Here is a 17,973-nt window from a genome sequence, read left to right on the forward strand (position 1 = left end):
GATGTGCTTCTTGCAATCAGACTGCCACATGAAGAAGAGCATGCGACACAAGCCCGCCCCCCTGCTTCAGGAGGCGGGCAATGAGACAATCTCCAAGGCTGTGTTCTGCCTTTTTCTGCATGACCATCCTGGCACTCCTGCCAATACAGGCCGGGGCTGCCAGTTCGGGATGTCAGGCTTTGGTACAGGCTGCGGCTACTGGAAAAGCAGCGCAGATTAAAACAGATGACGCGATGATCCAGCAACCTGAGTCCGTGACCAAGTTCACGTGTTTGGATGGTTTCTTTAACGGCATTGGTCTTGATATTTTAACAAATGGTCTGAACCTGGCGGCCATTGCCCAGGCCGCAATGGGCAAAGTTTGCATGGAGCTGACCAACGTCTGGCTGACTTTGGAAAGTGCGGCCCAGTGCGGACTTAATGTGTCCAGTTTCGATGATAATTTCAATCTGGGTCTGGGTCTTGGGTCCATATGTCCAACGCTGAACTTTGGCGGCGGCGGTGATCAACTCATCAATACAGGGGTCAATACTAACGGTAAAAATAGCTACACCGACAATCCAAACACATACGACGTTAACGGGAGCCTCCAGCTTCCTGATGGCTATTCGCTTGGCGATGCTTCGCAGGCTTTCGGCCTGACGGGAGGAAGCTGATGCGCAATTACGCTGCGGCCTTTGTGTTTGGTCTTTTCCTGTGGACAGCGGTGGCGCCCCAACCTGCTTACGCCATGTTTGGCGTGGATACCGCAGCAATTGTCGGCGCGATTACAGCGCTTCAGGGCGCTATGAACAGCGTGATTGCCGAAATGCAGGGCGTTCTTGATGCAGCCCTGGTTGAAATTAACTTCTCTGCTTTGAGCGGCTTTTCCCAGATCACGAACTACCTCAAGGCTCAGGTCGGGGCAAACGAACAGATTGCTGATGCCAACAACATGGTCAATGCCCGCCTGCAGCGTGACGTGATCAACGCGCACATCATGGATGAACATGCGGTTAACCGTCAGGACTGTTTGAATCTTGAGGGTGGGCAGGCCACGATAGTTGCAGCCAGAAAGGCTGAGGACGTTCAGCTGGCCCTTGATGTTGCCAAGGATGCACGAACACGGGCCGCAAGAAACACGCCATCATGGACCGGGGCAGGGCAGGCTTCTCAGGCGAATAATTCCCTGCATTTTTCCAAATACTGTGATGATGCGGAAGCTGAGGCCGGTCTGTGCTCATTGGCCGATACAGCCTTCAAAGGGGCGGATCAGGACGCCAGCAGCCTTCTGACACCGCCTGTCTACACTGATCAGAAAGCCATTGATCGGGCCAACGATTACGAAACGACCCTGATCCAGCCAGTGGTGCCGGCCGCCATGCGCGGCAATGCCATTACTACCCCTGAAGGCCAGCAGGCCATGCCGGGGCGGCGGAGTTATAATGCCGCCATCTCCCTTGCTCATGACATTGGCAATGATGTGCTGAGTTGGCGGGCTGGCACTGTCACCCTGACCGCTGCCCAGAAGGCGGAAGCCCAACGAGAAGGCATCTCCCAGACTGACACGGGAAGCTTGTGGGAAGCCACGGAGCTGGAAGTCAACCGTCGTTACTCGGGAACAGACTGGCAGGCTGACCTGCAGGCCATGCCCAGTGAGAAGTCTGTCCTGATCCAGATCGCTTTGCTGGACTCACAGCGCAATTGGCTCCTCTGGCAGCAGTTAAAGCTCCAGCAGAAGACCGCGCTCGTGTCCGCAAAACGCCTTGCTCTTGAGGCGGATGCCAGCCTCAAGCGCTTCACCCCCCTACCTGTCCCCAATCCATAATTTTACTGGAGGATCATAATGTCCGGAACACTGTCAATGACACCTTCAACCTCGATTTCTGCCTTGCTGGGTAATCTCCACCAGCAGCAAGAACAGGTTCCTGCTGACCAGCGTGGTCTGGCCAGGGAACTGGAGAATTTGCGCACCCAACTCGAAGCCAACCCTGCACTTGAATCCGATCACGCCTATCTGACGCAGGTTGCATGGCTGGTTCAGGACTGGTCCAAGTTTAGTGGAACGAACCAGACCCCAGCGTTGTCCCCCGTCTTGCAGGCCGGGCTGCAACAGATGTCCAATCACTACCCCGGTCTTGAGAACAATGACCTGCGTCAGCTGCTTGCACACACGCCTGACATGCATGACCAACGACTTGTCTCGGATATTCGAAGCACAGCGATGGAGGTGGCCAGCATGTCTCCACAGACGCAGGCAGCCACGCTGGTAGGGATGGCCACAGCAAATCTTGTTAACCGTGTTATGGAAGCTGGAACACAACTGGAGGTTGAGGCGCCGCCTCCCTCACAGAACAGCCCGGATCCATCAACTCAGGGAAATCGCGCTCAACAGGAACAGGCACATAGCGAGGACAATCCAGAACAAGGGAATAAAACCCTGAGTGAGCAGGAAGATCGCGCAACACGAGACCAGGACGCCAACAATTCGAGAAAGGCAGAAGAGGAAGAACCTGTCATTGACACTCCTCCAACGCCACCACAGCGTGGAGATGAGCAAAAGGGTCAGGAGCATTCCAGACCGCAAGCAGCAAACAAACAAAGCAGCGAGCAACAAGCGCAACCGGTTCAACAGGGTTCAGCACCAGCACCCGGCGGTCCGGTGTCTCCCTCTCAGGGATCTTTGATGTCACAAACAGCCAGCCGCTTTGCGAACTGGACTGGTGGAATGCAAGCTAAGGCCGACGCACGGCGGATAGATAAACTGGTTCGGGATATTGATGCGAATATCTCTCAGACCAGAACCTATCATCAGGGCCTCAAAGAGAAGGCAGCTCCGTTTTTTGAAAAACTGGAAAAGACAGCCAGGCAGGAACAAACTACTGTTCAGGCCATTCTTATGGAAACGGGACCGGGCGGCAAACACGAAGACCTGGGGCAGGAATTCTATAAGGAAAGAAACAATAATCCTGAGGTCCGAAAGGTCTATGAGAATTTGACCGGTTCGCTGAGCGATATGGCGAAAAATATTCTCTCGCTGCGTTCAGAGGCCGGGCAACGTAACGCGTCTGAGGATCCGGCAGTCAAAATGGCCGAACAACGGGCGGGAGCACTCGGACTGGAGGTGGAAGACGTGCCAGGGCTTGAGCCTGGTAAGAACCTCGTCCAGTCCATCGGTGAAGTTGTTGAAAAACTGGTGCAAAAGGCAAAAGTTTTTTTGGGAATAGACAATGATATAATACCACCAAATAGGGATTGAGGCATGCGTAATGTTCTCGTGACACGGTGGGTCGGGCTTTTGCTCGGCCTGCTCCCGTTTGTGTGTGTTTTCTCCGCCTCGGCTCATGCCGAGGTGAACCTTTCCAGCGTTTCATGGGCAACGCTTCAGGCGAATGACGATATTACTGCCCAGATACTGGACAGTATTTTCCCTATGGATGGGACCACGCAAACGACCACAGGGCTGATGCTGCAATGGTTCACGGCCTATGTTGCATTAATTGCGTCTGTTTGGATTTTTTACTCGATTATCATTCAAATCCATAAAACGGCTGAGAGTGGAAAAGTGTTCTCAGCCAGTTTTTCTGGATGGGTCCCGATCCGGGTGATTGGCGCCATCATCATGATGTTCCCGGTCACGTCAAACGGTGGTTACTCTCTTGGCCAGACACTGATCATGCGCAGTGCCAAAGCAAGCATCGGCATGGCCAGAACGCTCAAAGATGTTGTGGTGGATAATGTCGGGCCAAAAGCACTGCCGTTATCCACCCCGATCATCCCTGGGTCGCGTCAGATTGTTCAGGGGATCATTAACAGTGAATTATGCCGCAGTCTGATCAACAAGGCCTCAAACAACAGCAACCTTGTTCCCGAGCCCACCATCACGGGGGGAGAGGGTATGACCGACCGCGTTACTGTCACTTACGATATGGCCTATGGAGATTCCTTTAACGTTCCTGTTTGTGGTAAAATATCCATGGCTTCACCCAACAGAGCTTTATCGCCACAGTTCAATCTCACAACCATTGATTTTTCTGAAGAAGGGGCGATGCAGCTTTCTGCCCTGCGGCAGGTTATCAGCCATATTCGTCCCAGTGTTGATCGTATCGCCACTTCGATGTGGCAAACTCGGGATATGACTGTCCTCAAATCTCTGGATAGTGTTTTCACGAACCAAAGCACATTTTTCTCCGCTCAGCTCACAGCGATCGCCTCTTCGGCCGTTTCCAAAATCAGACAGGCAGGCAGTAATAGCGGGAACAATGATTCCGGCGTTACATTGCTCAAAAACATGGGCTGGACTGGTCTGGGCGCCTACTATCTGGAAATTTCGAGGCTGAACTCTGAAGTCCAGTCCGTTGCTGCCATCACACCGTCGACACAACGTCCGTCGTGGCAAGGCACGGGGTCCTACCTGCAGAGTGATCTTACCCCGTTTTTTATGGCCATAAACGGATATATGGCCAAGCAGGATGAGATGCTGGCGGCGAGCGACGAGGCCTATGCGCCATCGGCATCCCCCAGAATGTTTGAAAACGCGACAATCTCTCAGGAACCCATGGGACTACTGGATAAGGTACTCAGGTATATGGGCCTGTCAGAAGCGACATTCCGGGCGATTATGAATTACCTGATCATGCCGAGTTCGGGGTCAGGGTGGACAGACCCTTTGAGTAGCATGATCGGGCTGGGACATTTCCTGATTGATCTCGCATTACTCGTAATCGGAGCATCTGCCATTGCCTCCAGTGCCACGGCTTCTCTCGCGGCAGGGGCTGCAAGTCTGCTGACAGGGGATGTCGCAGGTGCTGCCGCGGGTACTGCCGCTGCGGGGCTCAGCGGTGTTGTTTCAGCGCTTCTGATTCCCATTTTCACCGGAGCGTTTCTCTTATTGGGTCCGGGGGTGACACTTGCGTATATTCTTCCAATGACCCCTTGCCTGTTCTGGTATGCAGGGGTGGCCGGATGGCTTGTGATTGTGGTTGAGGCCCTGGTGGCTGCTCCCATCTGGTTTCTGGCGCACATGACCTTTGCTGGGGACGGTGTGCACGGTAAAGGCATCAGGGGTTATGAGGTTCTTTTCTCCATTATCTTCAGGCCATCAATAATGGTGGTTGGCATGATCTGCAGCTACTCGATCTTTTCCGGCTTGTCGTGGATATGGATGAAAAGTTTTGTTGTCGCCGCTGGTTTTGTGTTTGATCATGGCTATCTGATCAATAACCTGATCGGCATTCTGGTTCTGATGTGTCTGTATGTGGGTGCAGAAATGACAACTGCCACACTGTCGTTCCGCCTCATCTCCACGTTACCCCATCATCTGCCTGATATGGCTGGTTTCAGGGCGGTTGGCCGCGTGGATAGTGATGCGTATGTCCAATCGTCACAAGAACCTGCCAAATCAAGTGTTGCTTCACTTGGGGATATCATTAAAAGTGACAACACATTTCCTAATGGAGGTGGCGGTGGTCCCAACGATGGCCCTCCCCCTCCTCCCGGTGGTGCACCCGCGATGGATTCAACAACTGCCGCTCAAATGAGCACGTCATCTTTTAGAGACGCCTGAGTGGAGGCTTATCTTCATGAGTAGTAACTCAATCATCCCGCTCCAGCTCGGCCAGATCCGGAATGCTATTCAACAGCAAGGCCGCAATAGCGTTTCTGTGGCTGACTACACCCATGTTGTCAGGCAAAATCAGTCATTGCAGATCAATCTGGCAAACATGACAGCTAACCGGGATGAATATGCTGCGGGTGTGGATAGGCTCGAAAGAAACCTAGATGATGTGTACAATCGCGTTGCAGAATATGAAGCCGCGACACAACGCCGTGAGGCTGCTTGGAAAGAACTCTCTAAAAAACAGGTGCGTGAATACAACGAGATAGTTGATAAGTGTAATGCTTTGCGGGCGAAATTTAACGAGTTAGTTGATAAACACAACGCACTGTTGGACAAGAACCAAACTCTCCGAACGGAGAAAGCTGCTCTTGAACAGAAAAATGCAGCTTTGCAGGCCGAACTTGACGCACTGAAGAAAAGCCAGAGCGTATGACACATCGCGTTGTTCTGTTATCGTTGGTCTTGTGTTCGCTGGCGGGCTGCGCACATGGCAACCTTCATACCGGCTCCAGTCGGCCGATAAAACCACCCAAAGTTGCTCAGTCGCTCTACGACCCATATGCACCGTATGGATCCACTCCCGCCCGCTGGGCGCCATCTACAGGAACATATGACGGATCCATCGTAAAACCTGCTGATCCTGTAGATCAGTCCGGTCGGCCGGATTACGAACATGCTCAATGGAGTGTCCAACATTCAGTCCAGCAGGCCGGAACTTTCTGAGCTACAATGCGCGGTTAAGCCCGATATCCTCATGCGCTCACGGATTACCGCATGATCTTCGATACAGAAACTGATACTCTCACCTTCCGGCAGAGAGAAAGCCGGGCAGCTCGTAAAGGAACCACCTCATGAGTCCCGCCCCGATTACACATCATGATGATGATGCTGAAACAGCGGCTTTCATAGAAGCTGTGCAGGAAGGTATTGCCGACGCAGATGCAGGTCATACGGTTCCATATTCTGCCGTTCGGGAATGGCTCCTGTCCTGGGGGACTGAACACAAAAAGCCACCCCCCAATTGCGAATGAGCACGACGTTTGCCATCCAGTTCACCCGCAGTGCCCTCAATGATATTCGGCGGATTGAAAGCCACATAGGCGAAGAAAACCCCGCAGCAGCAAGCCGGGTTGCTATCCAGATTGTCGCTACATGCGACCGCCTTGAATACCTTCCAGAGCGTGGCCGCCCCGGCCTCGTCTCTGGCACGCGTGAGCTGGTTTCGTGCTGGCCATATGTGATCGTCTATCGCATTTCCTGCTCTTCCGTCGAAATCCTGCGGATCTGGCATAGTGCCCAGGACCGTTAAGAATGTTGACCACTCTGGGCCTCATGTTTGAGCCAGCGTCAGGCGGCTCAAACATGGGCATATCCAGAAGCATCCTGCAACGCGCCACTCCCAAGGGAAATCTTAGCGTCTCAGCCTCTGGTTCAGTTGTGATTTCATCGAGGCCAGAGGTTTCGCCCATCGGCTATATACTCTGAGAAGGACCCGGGGCGGCCGTTACGGATTGTCCAATTGGAAAAACTGAAAAAAACAAACTGCCCACTCAGCATACAGACCAAAGCAGAGATCTGTATGCAAACCGGGCCGAGTATGGATTGTCCTTCCCAGAAAACCTCATAGAACCAAATTGTCACGAACATCATCAACAATGACCCGCAGAATATGCCGTAATTACGGGTTCTGTATCGTGCGGCTCCTCTTTGTGTCTGATCTTGCAGGATAGCTTGCGGGGATGTCGTATCTGCTTCAGTTGCGTGTTCTGGCAGATGTCGCACCAGTTCAGAGCCACTTCGGAAGAGGCTGATGCCTCGGGCTAGCGGTGAATAAAGAGGGTAGGACAGCCAAACGATCATACGGCTGATCCGTTTGCGCGGCTTGCTGTTTTTCATGACTTAAGGCTCGCGATAAACTGGTCTAGATGATCAGGCAGGCCCGATTGGACATGCGAAGTCCCCTGCTTGTCCTGCCATACGATGGTCGGTGTACCTCTCAGACCAATCATATGTGCTTTTTGCAGGTTGAGCTGGAGCTTGGCCCCTGACGCCTCTGTCAGAGTGAGATCTGAGGGCGCGTGGTTCTGAACGATGATCTGTCGCCAGATATCAATCATCTGCTCCTGTCCAACGCTCAACATAGCCTGAGCCGCAGGTGTACTGGCATGATTGTTTTCATAGTCATTGATGGAGATCGGGACGATGGCGATCTGGACCTGTCCACTGTCTACATAGGACTGAAGGCTCTGCAAGGACCTGATTGACCAGGGGCAAAGAGGATCGACAATCATGTAAAGGCGAGGAGCATCCGCGTGGCCATAAAGACCGTAACTGGCGGACGCGACAATGTTTGTCGCATCGGTATGCGCCGCATTCGGATGTTCAGTTTGTCCAACTCCCGGGTTCGCCGTGTTGGTATGTCCAGGCTGCCAGTTAATGGTCGGAATAACCCCCTGTATCATGGCCACCGTATCCCGCGTGATGTTATGGCCCGAGGCATCCCACATCACGCCACCGATTTCGGCCTGCATATCTGGGGTCAGGTAAAAGGTTCTGAAAGTCTGGCCTTTTTTAGCAAAAATTCCCCGGAGCCCGTGATTGGACATCGCGTCACCGATCTCCCAGAGTGCGGCGCCATTGCTCGAAATTCGCTGTAACGCAGGGCTTCTGCCGATATCCTCTGCGCTCAACCGCCGTGGTTGAGCCTGCGTGTTATGCTCTGGCACGATGACGGCCGTAGGAGAGGGCGGTTCCACAGGCGGTGGTGCTGGACATTGACCCGCCATTGCGATGTGGGGCGCAAGAAGCAAAGAGGTGGCCAACAGAAAGTGTCTCATGGGATATCTCCTTTAAGACCATTCTGTCAGATGCGTTTGTGAATGCGGAAAGAACAAAACGTGAATATCTTTATTCACATATGCTTATGGGATGATGGTCTTAGACGACTGACAACATTGAAGGACAACGAGTCATGAATGGATACATCAGGATCGCAGCCGCAATTGGAGTGCTGGGGTTCAGTACGCCTGCTTTTGCCCAACATCTTTCCGCAACAGATCTCGATCGCCTGTCACAGGAGCGACAGGAGGACATTGGTACCCGCAACTGGGGACCACCTGTAAACCCACCAGCACAGGCCAGCACGGAGAAACCTCTCCCCATGCCCGCCACCTGCATGAGTCCGGCAAGTGAGACGAGCCCTCTGTATGCTGCTCCTAACGTCCATGCCAGGAAAGTGGGGCAGGCTGGTTTTCAGCTGGCAGTGACCGACAACGAAGTCAAAGGCTGGCGACAGGTTCTCCTCAATGGGATTCATACGGCATGGATACCGTCATCGGAACTTGGTCCATACAAACCCCTGAATCCTGAACACCCCGTGGGCTGTGTCGTGACGGGGGAACGGGCTGATGGGACAGTCCTCTTCACCCACCCCGACCAGTAAGATCATTCTTATGCACCCTGCACGCATGGCAGGCCCTGCGTTGCTGCTGGTGGTATGTGCTTTGTCGCATGCCGCCAGAGCAAGCGGATATGAGCAGATTGTCCCAAGCATACGCGAAACAGGAGCACCTACGTTTGTGTACTCTGGCGGTGGCGGAACATCAGGCGAGGCCAGTGCGACATCCCAGACCTCCAGCTATACCGGGGCGTGGGGCGATACTGACGCCATGGCGTCCCTTTTGAAGCAGACTTACGGTTCAGATGCTGTTGCAGCAGCAAAGGCGGCCGGGATTAACCCCGACACACTTGCAGCCTTTGGACAGATAGAAAGTCACTATCAGAATACAGGGAATGCGACGTCTTCAGCTCAGGGTGTGTGGCAGATTACTAACGGCACCTGGGAGGAATATGCCGCGAAAGCCGGCGTGAGTGATGCGCAGAGAAATGATCCCGCGGCACAGGCAAAAGTGGCCAGTGCCATTATCAGTGACTATGCGACATCTGTCTCGCGGAGCACCCATAACTCTGTGACTGGGGCTCAGGCCTATGGTGCTTATATGTTCGGGCCATCCGCCGGGTCACAGATGGCGGTTGAGTCTAACTCTTCCCGCCCGTTGAGCGACTTTGTTTCTGCCAAAACCCTTGCCGCCAACAATATGAGCAACTGGACCGTTGGTCAGTATTACGCAACCGTCTCTCAGAGAATGGGTACGGGTGCGTCTGAAGCGGTCACAACATCATGATGTCCTATCCGCAGATCACGCATCACACAGACTCCGTGAAGATTTTTACCAAATCAGCGCGGTCAAGTCTGTGCAATATCAATAATTTAGGTCATGAGTGTCTATTGGTCTGCGCGGGCTCAGAGTCAGAGTCCCACAGGCATAACAGAGGGCCGCCGTTCAGATGACGTAAGCACCAAAAAGGAAACCCTGCCTCTCCCGGTCGGCAAACCGGAAAAGCCAGGGCACCAAAGACACTCAGCTATAAGGGGGAAAACCAATTACCTCCCTTATAGCGCCACCCGTTTTTGAACGCAAGCAAATTGCGAACGGGGAAGGTTTGTCTGGTGTCATCGGCATGAGGTGTTGATCTAACCCACATTGCTGGAGCCACGACCAGTGCTTCCACTTCATACTGAGACCCCCTGCGTGCTCCGCAGGCGCGGCAAGCGCACTCTGACGCCTGCCATGCTTGAGGCACGAGACGAGCTGATGCAGCCTCCACCGGACTGCCCGGAGAAGTACGCGCTCCTTAACGTGCTGCGTGCGCTTCCCCGTGCGCTCGGCTTGAGCCGGAATGCCTATCTTCTGCTGTTACGCATGGTGGAGAAGACCCCGACGGAGAGTTGGGAGATGCTCAAAACACCGTTCATCTATGCCCACAACAGCACTCTGATGTCCTGGACGGGGCTCTCGCTCACGGCTCTGCGTCGTGCGGTCCGGGAGCTGGCCGAGGCCAAGATGCTCGTGCCCTGTGACGGCCGGAATGGGCAGAGAGGCAAGCGCTGGCAAGGAGCTGAAGGGGAAATACAGGTCGGTTTCAATCTTGGCGCGCTGCGGTACCGCTGGCCGGGTATTCTGGGAAAGCTGGAGGAAGAGAAGCGCCGCCGCTCTCAGGTGAGTTTTCTGCGTGATGCGATTGCTGATTTGAATGAAACGGTTCGCCAGTCGGCCGATGCGTCAGGAGATCAGGCAGTAGCCATGGAAGCTGCCCGGATCATGCGCCTACGCCGTGGTACTGAGCAGACCGAGACCCTGACTGCTTATTATGATGCCATGAAGGCTCTATTCGCGAATGTTCAGATGGCGGGCAAACCTGTGGATAAGGTGCCGGAAAACAGCTCTGAACCTGTCCATAATGCTTCAAAATGTACCCCAGAAGTGGCACCCATGGATGCTCAGACTGGCACCCACTATACAGAGAGAAAAAACAATCAAACCTTAGATGTTGATGTAGTAGCGCCCAAAAGGCGCAATCGCATTGAAACAATGCGGTGTGCAGGGCAGGAGGCTCCGACTGACCTGGGAGAGAACCGTGAGAGATCGGCGCTGCGTGGTTTCAGGGGAACTGCAATGTTCTATCTATCCGTCTGTCCGGATTTGCGTGACTTATGTCCAACGTCCACACCGAACAGAGACGAACTTGCAGATGCTGCCGAGCAGCTCTCCGGTCAGATCGGCATCAGCTTCCAGTCATGGCGTGTTGGGTGCGCCATTCTGGGTAAATTTGAAGCCGCAGTCGCCGTTATTGTCATGGCAGCGCGCCGGGATCATGGTGAGAGTATCCGCCACCCTGACGCGTATTTCCGCTCGCTCGTGGATAGAGGGGCACGCAACACACTGTTCCTTGACCGCAGTCTGTATGCGCTCCGTGATATCCATGGTGTCGAGCGAGTGGACATGGCGCCAGTGCCCCCAAAAATGCAGCGCCTGAAGTCTGGAAGACGAGGAGATGTCAGACCATGATTCCTCTGTGCATCCCAAAAGGCCATGCTGGCCGACTGAAAGCTCTTGGTGCGTTCTGGAACCACGAAATCGGCGGTCTCGTGGTGGATGCCGTATCTCCAGCGTTTCAGGAAATTGACGCTCTACGTGAGTATCTTCCCTATCGTTACCGCTCGGATCGGCATCCACCCTATGTTCGTCCATGGATGGTACCGCAGCCTTTATGGGGATGGAACCTTCGCGCATTACTGGCACGGGGAAATTGGGATGTGGTCCGGCGCTGGGCCTATGAGCGCAGTGGACATCGGTGTCGTATCTGCGGCCTTCAGGGTGAAAAACATCCTGTCGAGGCGGATGAAGGCTGGGCTTATGATGACAACCGCAAGATACAGACCCTCAAAGGGGTGATTGGACTTTGCCCACGCTGCCATGAAGTGCGCCACTGGGGAAGAACAATGGCCACCGGTCGGGAAGAGCAGGGGCTTGAGTGGATGATGACCATCAATGGCTGGAGCCGTTCCGAGGCACAGAGCTGCGCACAACTCGCTCTAAAGCAGTGGCAGGAACGTAGCCGGTGGAAATGGACGTGCGATGTGAGCTGGGTTGAACGGCAGTTTGGTTTTACGATCAGTGCAGAAGGACCAGCGAATGCCGGCTCTGCCCAGAAGACGCTGGAACAACTGGCGCGACGGACCTATTCTCGTTCGTGATGCAGAAAAGAGGATTCATGTCGGATCAGGTTTCTACTCTGGGAACATCCCTTCGCCGCCTGGGGCGCGAACGCCAGCAGGAGAAAACTGTTGAGGCTGTCATCCAGCTTGCGCCGTCTTATGAATCGGTGGCCGCATTCCTGAAAGATGCCGGGATTAGCAAGCCCAGATCTGCGGCCGGGATACAAAGAAGTGCGCGTCAGGCGATCAAGGTTCTTATCGCCGGGTATGACGTTGAGAATGCTGAAGAGATGGAGATCTGGCTACGCGCGGATCTTCAGGGGATCGTTGATGCTTCGCTGGAGATGATGACATCTGCCAGAGACGAAGTGTTTCAGGTTGAGCAGATTACGGCTCAGACCAGTATTGAGCAGCGCCTTGGTGATGTGAGTTTTCGGGAAAAAAGAAAGACGGCCGGGCTTATGCTGGATCAGGCCTGGTTTGCCGGACAATGGGTCACTGGCGCATGGGAGGCCTGTACTGGTGCGCTGGAAAAAGAGCGAAAGAGGTCAACAGAGACTGCGCGTTTAGGCCCGGCTTCCCATGCGACAAAACCTTTTGTTTCATCAGGTGAAAACGTGGTGATGCTGGCCGCATGGAAACAAGCTTTGTCGACGGGACAGCCGGAATAGGATTTTCGTCCATTCACAAGTGAGCCTTGCATACTAATGTTGGAACTTTGTCGATGGGACGGAGACCGATAGAGGGTATGCGTGATGGACAGTTTTTTAATTATCCCAATTATTTGCAACTGATCAGTAGTGGTCATTGGAGCATTTCAATCGAGTGTCGCTATTTGTAAGTCTTCGGGTCATACGTGCTGGACTTGTGGATTCAGATCAAATGGATTGAGCAAGTCTACGTCCCGACCGGTAAAATCCTTTACATTGCGCGTTACGACAATCAAACCGTGAATGCGTGCGGTTGCTGCAAGCACTACATCACAGTAGTTTTTGCTCTTGGCGCCCAACATACGGGCAACCTCGGCAGATATTGCCATTGTGATCGGCACTTGCCGGTCCTCAAAATCTTGCTCGAACCGGTCCAAAGCTGCAAGATAATTGGCGACCTGTGATGTATCCTGATTTTTTCTAATGAGGTCGGCTAGTTGTTTTTCCCGCCCGTGCCGCATCTCCTGATAGACGATCGGACTAATCCGATATTGATCGTCATCTACTGTGTCCAACCATGCCTTGACATTGGCATTCCCTTTGCTGCCCATTGCGCTAAAGACGTTTGTGTCAATAAGATACAGAAGCCGCGACATGAACTCAGGCATCAGACCCAGTCTCTATGACGTCAAAAACACCCATATCCGCCAATGAGTCAGCGGCCCGCCGGAAGCTCCGGGACGGATACGGACGACCTGCTTTCGGATAGGCCGCTGCGTAGGCGATCGCGGCTTGAACCTGATCTTTGGAGAGTGTCGGATAATCCGCCAGAATATGTTCTAGAGTCTGCCCTTGCGTCAGAGCGGCGATCCGATAAGCCGAAATGTCCGTGCCCTTGATGACAGGATCGGATCCATCCTGCTCCATTATTTCTTTTTTGGCGTCATGGAGCTGTTTGTATCTGTCAATAAAGCCCTTCTGAATATCCGTGAGACTGACTTTGAACAGACCAAACTCTATGGTCTGCTGTTTTGCGGACTTTCTCTTGAATGCCTGATATAGTTTCTTGCGCCCTGCTGGCGTTAAATCCGCGTGCATCTGCTTTTCCAAGGCCAGAAACAGAAGCTCGGACATGCCGATTTTCCGAGCTGGTCGTCGTAAGCGTAGAGTGTGCCGCGTTTCTGCGGGATCGCTGACTCTTTCGACCTCACCGCGATCAATGGCCCGGTTGATTTCCTTTTCGGACATGTCGATCAGAAATTGCGCTTCGCGAACGGTGACGGGCTGGATATCTACCATCTGTACCTCCAATCAATCCCAAAATAGGGATTGATTAAAAGATTTGCAAGTCGAATGTAGCAACAGGCAATGAGCCACCGCGAACTATCACCGGGGTAAAGGTTGAAACGTTTCAATCGGCAAAGCAACAATCAGATCATCAGGACCAAACCCATTGCCAAACGAGGTCGCCACGGTAATCGGACAAGCCATGCACGAGGCTAATCGATGCTTCCCAACCTCGACCATACAGTCGGCACCAGAATTTACCCCATAATACAAATTAAGTTGGTACATTCTATTAAGGGGGAGAACGTCAAATAGAACATTTCTGCTTTTTTGAGGGTGAAAATTCTAACTTTGCCCGGGTACATATTAATCGCGTAATATATCTTATGCCAACAAAATAGGGGGTATTGATTAGGCTCAGGACTCATTCTTTGAGGTAGAAGATGAAGCTTGCTGCGATGTGGATTGCGGACATGAATGTATGAGTGCCGCGGTCGTATCGCGTTGTCACCCGTCGCCAGTCTTTCAGCTTTGCGAACATGTTTTCGATCAGATGCCGCTTTTTATACAGATGCGAATTGTAAGGTGGCTTTGATTTCCGATTCTTCTTCGGCAGAATACAGGAGGTGATGTTCCGGTCTGTGAGAGACTGTCTGATTTTATTGCTGTCGTATCCCCGCTCACCGATGACTTGCTCTGTCTCATCCGGCAGGTCCACCAGCAGAACATCAGTGCCTTTGAAATCACTAACCTGTCCAGCAGTCAGATGAAGGCGGACAACTCGGCCCTGATCATCGCACACGGCATGAAGTTTTGAGTTCAGGCCGCCTTTTGTCCGTCCGATAAGGTGAGGAAAAGCCCCTTTTTGAGCGGGGACGCCTATGTCCGGTGTGCCTTGAGATGTGTTGCATCAAGCATCAGACGCTTCGAACGGCCAGGCATTTGCCGCATTACTGGCCCATATCATGAGACATGATTTTCTGATGATCAGCCACGCATAGGCCATGATCACCCAGAACCTGAATAACCCGGCATGTCTGCACTGTGCCACAGGTGCATTGTACTATCATACGCTCAAGTTCCTTATGCAGAGCCTTCAGCCTTACAAGGCGGTGCTCCACTTCCGCAAGCTGGCGCTTAGCAATGGCGTCAATGGCGTCACAGCTCTGGTCGGGGTCGTCCGACAGAGCCAGCAATTCACGAATATCGTCCAGCGGAAACCCTAGTTCGCGCGCATGGCGGATAAAATTCAGACGTTCGCGGCTGGTATTATTGTAAATTCTCTGCCCACCTTCATTCCGTTCCGGCTTGGGGAGCAGCCCGATCTGCTCGTAGTACCGAATGGTTGGCACTTTTACACCAGTCAGCTCAGACAGTTTTCCGATACTTAACATGCAGAATCCTCTTGAACCTCTAGCTACTAGAGGATGTAGCTATCTCATTCTCTCTCGTTGGGACAGGAGGATAAAATGCCGGATACACATGAATGGTTCGTAACAGGGATGGACTGCCCATCCTGCACTGCAAAAATAAAGGGAGCCGTCGCCCAGCTACCCGGCATTGAGGCGGTTGAAATATCTCTCATGTCCCGAAAACTCAGGGTTACGTCAACATCGCATGCAACATCCCCGGCAGACATTGAAAACCGGGTAAAAAACCTTGGCTACGGTATTGAAGCCATTGCACAGGCCGGCGGTGCGCGCACTGAGTCTGACGAGCACACCACACAAACCGCCGCGCCTTGGTATCGAACAGGAAAAGGGCATCTGGTTCAGCTCACCGCAACCTTGCTTGTGGTGGCATGGGGGCTGACACTTCTGCTGCCGGCTTCTGGGAACTGGCCTTTTATTGTGGCGTGCCTTGCGGGCCTTATCCCCATTGCCTTACGGGCTTTTGCCGCCATCCGTGCAGGCCAGCCTTTTTCCATTGAAGCACTGATGACCATTGCCGCAACAGGTGCGCTATTTATTGGCGCCGCGCAGGAAGCAGCTCTGGTTGTCTTTCTGTTTGCAGTGGGCGAACTGCTTGAAGGTGTTGCTGTAAGCCATGCGCGCGACGGCATTCGGGCGTTAAGCACGCTGGTACCCAAAACGGCCCTGCGCGAAAAGAACGACATGCTTGAAGACGTCGCAGCAGCAGAACTTGTGCCCGGCGATATTGTTATTGTGCGGCCGGGGGACCGTATCCCTGCCGATGGCACAATCATTTCTGGCACTGGCGGTGTTGATGAAAGCCCCGTAACAGGTGAGAGCATGCCCGTAACTCGTGGGCCGGGCAACCCGGTATTTGCAGGGGCGATTAATAACGAAACAGCCCTGCGGATACAGGTAACGCGTGCAGCAGCAGACAATACCATTGCCCGGATTATCCGGCTGGTTGAGCAGGCGGAAGACTCACGCGCACCAACACAGCGGTTTATTGACCGCTTCAGCCGTTGGTACATGCCTTCCATTGTAGTTCTGTCTGCACTGGTTGTAGCTATTCCCCCCCTGTTTTTTGGACAGGCGTGGTCGGTCTGGGTCTATCGTGGCCTGTCCCTGCTTCTTATTGGGTGCCCGTGCGCTCTGGTTATCTCGGTCCCTGCCGCCATTGCATCGGCTCTATACGCTGGGGCACGGCACGGCCTGCTTATGAAGGGCGGTGCCGTTATTGAAGCCACGGCGGCAATCAAAACGGTTGCACTGGATAAAACAGGCACCCTAACCATGGGCCAGCCCGAGGTAACGGATATTCTCTGCCTGGATCAGCACTCTACGGCCGAAGTTCTTGCTCTTGCCGCAGCAGTAGAAAAAGCCTCCAACCACCCGTTGGCTCAGGCCATTGTACGCAAGGCGGCAGGCATGGCGCTGCCAACTGTGCAGGATAGCCGCGCCATTGCGGGCAAGGGTGTGTCTGCCATACTTGATGGGCAGATCATAACAATCGCCAGCCCCCGGCATGCAATGCAGGATGGCGCATTGTCCAGCACAGCCGCGGCACAGGCCACTGCCATGGAAAGTGAAGGCAAAACGGTTGTTGTCCTTTATACCGGCACGGCTCTGGCACTGATCGGATTACGGGATGAACCAAGGCAGGATGCGCAGGAAACAATACGGCAACTCCGCAGCCTTGGGGTCACGCCCATTATCCTGACAGGAGATAACCAACGCACAGCCGCAGCCATTGCAGCCCTGCTGCACACGGATTACGAAGCCGAACTGCTGCCGGAGCAGAAACAGCAGACCATCCGCGAACTGGCAGCACGTGGCCCGGTTATGATGGTGGGGGACGGCATTAACGATGCCCCAGCCCTTAAACAGGCAACAGTTGGTGTTGCCATAGGATCGGGAACAGATGTTGCGCTGGAAACCGCGGACGCCGCCATACTGCGTAACTGTATTACAGACATTCCGGCCCTTATTCGCCTTGCCCGCTCCACCATGGGCAATATCCGGCAGAATGTATCCATCGCACTCGGGTTGAAAGGGGTTTTTCTGGTAACAACCATTATTGGCATGACAGGCCTATGGCTGGCCATTATGGCCGATACCGGCGCCACTGTTCTTGTAACCCTGAACGCCCTGCGGCTTTTACGCACAAAACCCGCAGGGCTTGCTCAAAAAAGTTAGGAGAGCCTGCCCCCTGCCCTTTGATGCTCCAGCAACAAAAGGCAAGGGGCAAAATAGGCATGAGAGCAAGGGTCGTCGACCTACACTCTCATGCCTGACATAGGCAAACAGTCGCTATACCCTGCGAGCCTGATTTTCTACCTTTTCCCTGCCGTTCAGGTTCACGTCATTTTCCTCTGTTATGAAGGTTATGACTTTCAACAGGATGACATGAACGTGACTAACAAACGAGAACAGACCAACAGCGCAATCCAGCTCGCCCGTTATGGG

18 protein-coding genes are annotated in these 17,973 nt (G+C 53.5%); 13 read left to right on the forward strand and 5 right to left on the reverse strand.

All coding sequences use genetic code 11. The features are described 5' to 3' along the window. Positions 1–80 precede the first annotated feature (80 nt). From PY793_RS09630 to PY793_RS09660, 7 genes are all read left to right on the forward strand, one after another. The gene (locus PY793_RS09630; RefSeq protein ID WP_275177868.1) at positions 81–656 is read left to right on the forward strand and encodes a hypothetical protein; all 576 of its coding nucleotides are present in this window, start codon (positions 81–83) and stop codon (positions 654–656) included. Then, complete coding sequence (locus PY793_RS09635) at positions 656–1,807, forward strand: hypothetical protein (protein ID WP_275177869.1); 1,152 nt, start codon at positions 656–658, stop codon at positions 1,805–1,807. The genes PY793_RS09630 and PY793_RS09635 overlap by 1 nt, the downstream gene beginning before the upstream one ends. 36 nt (positions 1,808–1,843) lie before the next feature. Next, on the forward strand, positions 1,844–3,238 hold the full coding sequence (locus PY793_RS09640) for a hypothetical protein (protein ID WP_275177870.1): 1,395 nt from the start codon (positions 1,844–1,846) through the stop codon (positions 3,236–3,238). A gap of 39 nt (positions 3,239–3,277) precedes the next feature. Then, the gene (locus PY793_RS09645; protein ID WP_275177871.1) at positions 3,278–5,545 is read left to right on the forward strand and encodes a DotA/TraY family protein; all 2,268 of its coding nucleotides are present in this window, start codon (positions 3,278–3,280) and stop codon (positions 5,543–5,545) included. Between the two features lie 16 nt (positions 5,546–5,561). Then, complete coding sequence (locus tag PY793_RS09650; protein ID WP_275177872.1) at positions 5,562–6,032, forward strand: hypothetical protein; 471 nt, start codon at positions 5,562–5,564, stop codon at positions 6,030–6,032. Positions 6,033–6,450: 418 nt separating this feature from the next. Then, a complete protein-coding gene (locus PY793_RS09655) occupies positions 6,451–6,630 on the forward strand; it encodes a CopG family transcriptional regulator (protein WP_275177873.1) in 180 nt (59 codons plus the stop codon). Beyond that, positions 6,627–6,908, forward strand: coding sequence for a type II toxin-antitoxin system RelE/ParE family toxin (locus tag PY793_RS09660; protein WP_275177874.1), 282 nt, complete (start codon positions 6,627–6,629; stop codon positions 6,906–6,908). Before PY793_RS09655 ends, PY793_RS09660 begins: the two co-directional genes overlap by 4 nt. A gap of 583 nt (positions 6,909–7,491) precedes the next feature. On the opposite strand, the gene PY793_RS09665 is transcribed toward PY793_RS09660, so the two are convergent. After that, positions 7,492–8,436 carry a DsbC family protein gene (locus tag PY793_RS09665; protein ID WP_275177875.1) on the reverse strand — a complete coding sequence of 315 codons (945 nt, stop codon included), beginning with the start codon at positions 8,434–8,436 and terminating at the stop codon, positions 7,492–7,494. Between the two features lie 134 nt (positions 8,437–8,570). Between PY793_RS09665 and PY793_RS09670 the strand changes: the two genes are divergently transcribed. The 5 genes from PY793_RS09670 (at position 8,571) to PY793_RS09690 (ending at position 12,829) form a co-directional block, all read left to right on the forward strand. After that, complete coding sequence (locus PY793_RS09670) at positions 8,571–9,041, forward strand: hypothetical protein (RefSeq protein ID WP_095350427.1); 471 nt, start codon at positions 8,571–8,573, stop codon at positions 9,039–9,041. After that, a complete protein-coding gene (locus PY793_RS09675) occupies positions 9,007–9,783 on the forward strand; it encodes a transglycosylase SLT domain-containing protein (RefSeq protein WP_244896500.1) in 777 nt (258 codons plus the stop codon). The genes PY793_RS09670 and PY793_RS09675 overlap by 35 nt, the downstream gene beginning before the upstream one ends. A 378-nt stretch (positions 9,784–10,161) precedes the next feature. Next, complete coding sequence (gene repC, locus PY793_RS09680) at positions 10,162–11,508, forward strand: replication initiation protein RepC (RefSeq protein ID WP_275177876.1); 1,347 nt, start codon at positions 10,162–10,164, stop codon at positions 11,506–11,508. Then, entirely contained in the window at positions 11,505–12,197 is a 693-nt protein-coding gene (locus PY793_RS09685; RefSeq protein WP_143221944.1) for an HNH endonuclease, read from the forward strand. Before repC ends, PY793_RS09685 begins: the two co-directional genes overlap by 4 nt. After that, positions 12,194–12,829 carry a hypothetical protein gene (locus PY793_RS09690; RefSeq protein WP_275177877.1) on the forward strand — a complete coding sequence of 212 codons (636 nt, stop codon included), beginning with the start codon at positions 12,194–12,196 and terminating at the stop codon, positions 12,827–12,829. Before PY793_RS09685 ends, PY793_RS09690 begins: the two co-directional genes overlap by 4 nt. Before the next feature lie 179 nt (positions 12,830–13,008). Here the strand turns inward: PY793_RS09690 and PY793_RS09695 are convergent, their stop codons facing one another. From PY793_RS09695 to PY793_RS09710, 4 genes are all read right to left on the reverse strand, one after another. Further along, positions 13,009–13,476 (reverse strand): PIN domain-containing protein, encoded by a 468-nt coding sequence (locus PY793_RS09695; protein WP_218831238.1) that lies wholly within the window; start codon positions 13,474–13,476, stop codon positions 13,009–13,011. Continuing rightward, the gene (locus PY793_RS09700; RefSeq protein WP_095350432.1) at positions 13,469–14,107 is read right to left on the reverse strand and encodes a DUF433 domain-containing protein; all 639 of its coding nucleotides are present in this window, start codon (positions 14,105–14,107) and stop codon (positions 13,469–13,471) included. Before PY793_RS09700 ends, PY793_RS09695 begins: the two co-directional genes overlap by 8 nt. Positions 14,108–14,519: 412 nt before the next feature. After that, positions 14,520–14,897, reverse strand: a complete 378-nt coding sequence (locus PY793_RS09705) for an IS5 family transposase (protein ID WP_253518723.1) — start codon at positions 14,895–14,897, stop codon at positions 14,520–14,522. A 148-nt stretch (positions 14,898–15,045) separates the two neighbouring features. Next, positions 15,046–15,489, reverse strand: coding sequence for a MerR family transcriptional regulator (locus PY793_RS09710; RefSeq protein WP_212367843.1), 444 nt, complete (start codon positions 15,487–15,489; stop codon positions 15,046–15,048). 75 nt (positions 15,490–15,564) lie between these two features. Between PY793_RS09710 and PY793_RS09715 the strand changes: the two genes are divergently transcribed. Continuing rightward, positions 15,565–17,703, forward strand: coding sequence for a heavy metal translocating P-type ATPase (locus tag PY793_RS09715; protein WP_212367846.1), 2,139 nt, complete (start codon positions 15,565–15,567; stop codon positions 17,701–17,703). The last annotated feature ends 270 nt before the right edge of the window (positions 17,704–17,973 follow it).

The sequence above is a fragment of the Acetobacter fabarum genome, from assembly GCF_029069195.1.
Classification (GTDB): domain Bacteria; phylum Pseudomonadota; class Alphaproteobacteria; order Acetobacterales; family Acetobacteraceae; genus Acetobacter; species Acetobacter fabarum_A.

Excerpts from the sequence above, each read along its gene's own strand:
- PY793_RS09635 (WP_275177869.1), top strand. The coding sequence starts at position 656 with ATGCGCAATTACGCTGCGGCCTTTGTGTTTGGTCTTTTCCTGTGGACA.
- PY793_RS09710 (WP_212367843.1), bottom strand. The coding sequence starts at position 15,489 with ATGTTAAGTATCGGAAAACTGTCTGAGCTGACTGGTGTAAAAGTGCCA.
- PY793_RS09670 (WP_095350427.1), top strand. The coding sequence starts at position 8,571 with ATGAATGGATACATCAGGATCGCAGCCGCAATTGGAGTGCTGGGGTTC.
- PY793_RS09640 (WP_275177870.1), top strand. The coding sequence starts at position 1,844 with ATGACACCTTCAACCTCGATTTCTGCCTTGCTGGGTAATCTCCACCAG.
- PY793_RS09665 (WP_275177875.1), bottom strand. The coding sequence starts at position 8,436 with ATGAGACACTTTCTGTTGGCCACCTCTTTGCTTCTTGCGCCCCACATC.
- PY793_RS09695 (WP_218831238.1), bottom strand. The coding sequence starts at position 13,476 with ATGCCTGAGTTCATGTCGCGGCTTCTGTATCTTATTGACACAAACGTC.
- PY793_RS09650 (WP_275177872.1), top strand. The coding sequence starts at position 5,562 with ATGAGTAGTAACTCAATCATCCCGCTCCAGCTCGGCCAGATCCGGAAT.
- PY793_RS09700 (WP_095350432.1), bottom strand. The coding sequence starts at position 14,107 with ATGGTAGATATCCAGCCCGTCACCGTTCGCGAAGCGCAATTTCTGATC.
- PY793_RS09655 (WP_275177873.1), top strand. The coding sequence starts at position 6,451 with ATGAGTCCCGCCCCGATTACACATCATGATGATGATGCTGAAACAGCG.
- PY793_RS09660 (WP_275177874.1), top strand. The coding sequence starts at position 6,627 with ATGAGCACGACGTTTGCCATCCAGTTCACCCGCAGTGCCCTCAATGAT.
- PY793_RS09675 (WP_244896500.1), top strand. The coding sequence starts at position 9,007 with ATGGGACAGTCCTCTTCACCCACCCCGACCAGTAAGATCATTCTTATG.
- PY793_RS09685 (WP_143221944.1), top strand. The coding sequence starts at position 11,505 with ATGATTCCTCTGTGCATCCCAAAAGGCCATGCTGGCCGACTGAAAGCT.
- PY793_RS09630 (WP_275177868.1), top strand. The coding sequence starts at position 81 with ATGAGACAATCTCCAAGGCTGTGTTCTGCCTTTTTCTGCATGACCATC.
- PY793_RS09715 (WP_212367846.1), top strand. The coding sequence starts at position 15,565 with ATGCCGGATACACATGAATGGTTCGTAACAGGGATGGACTGCCCATCC.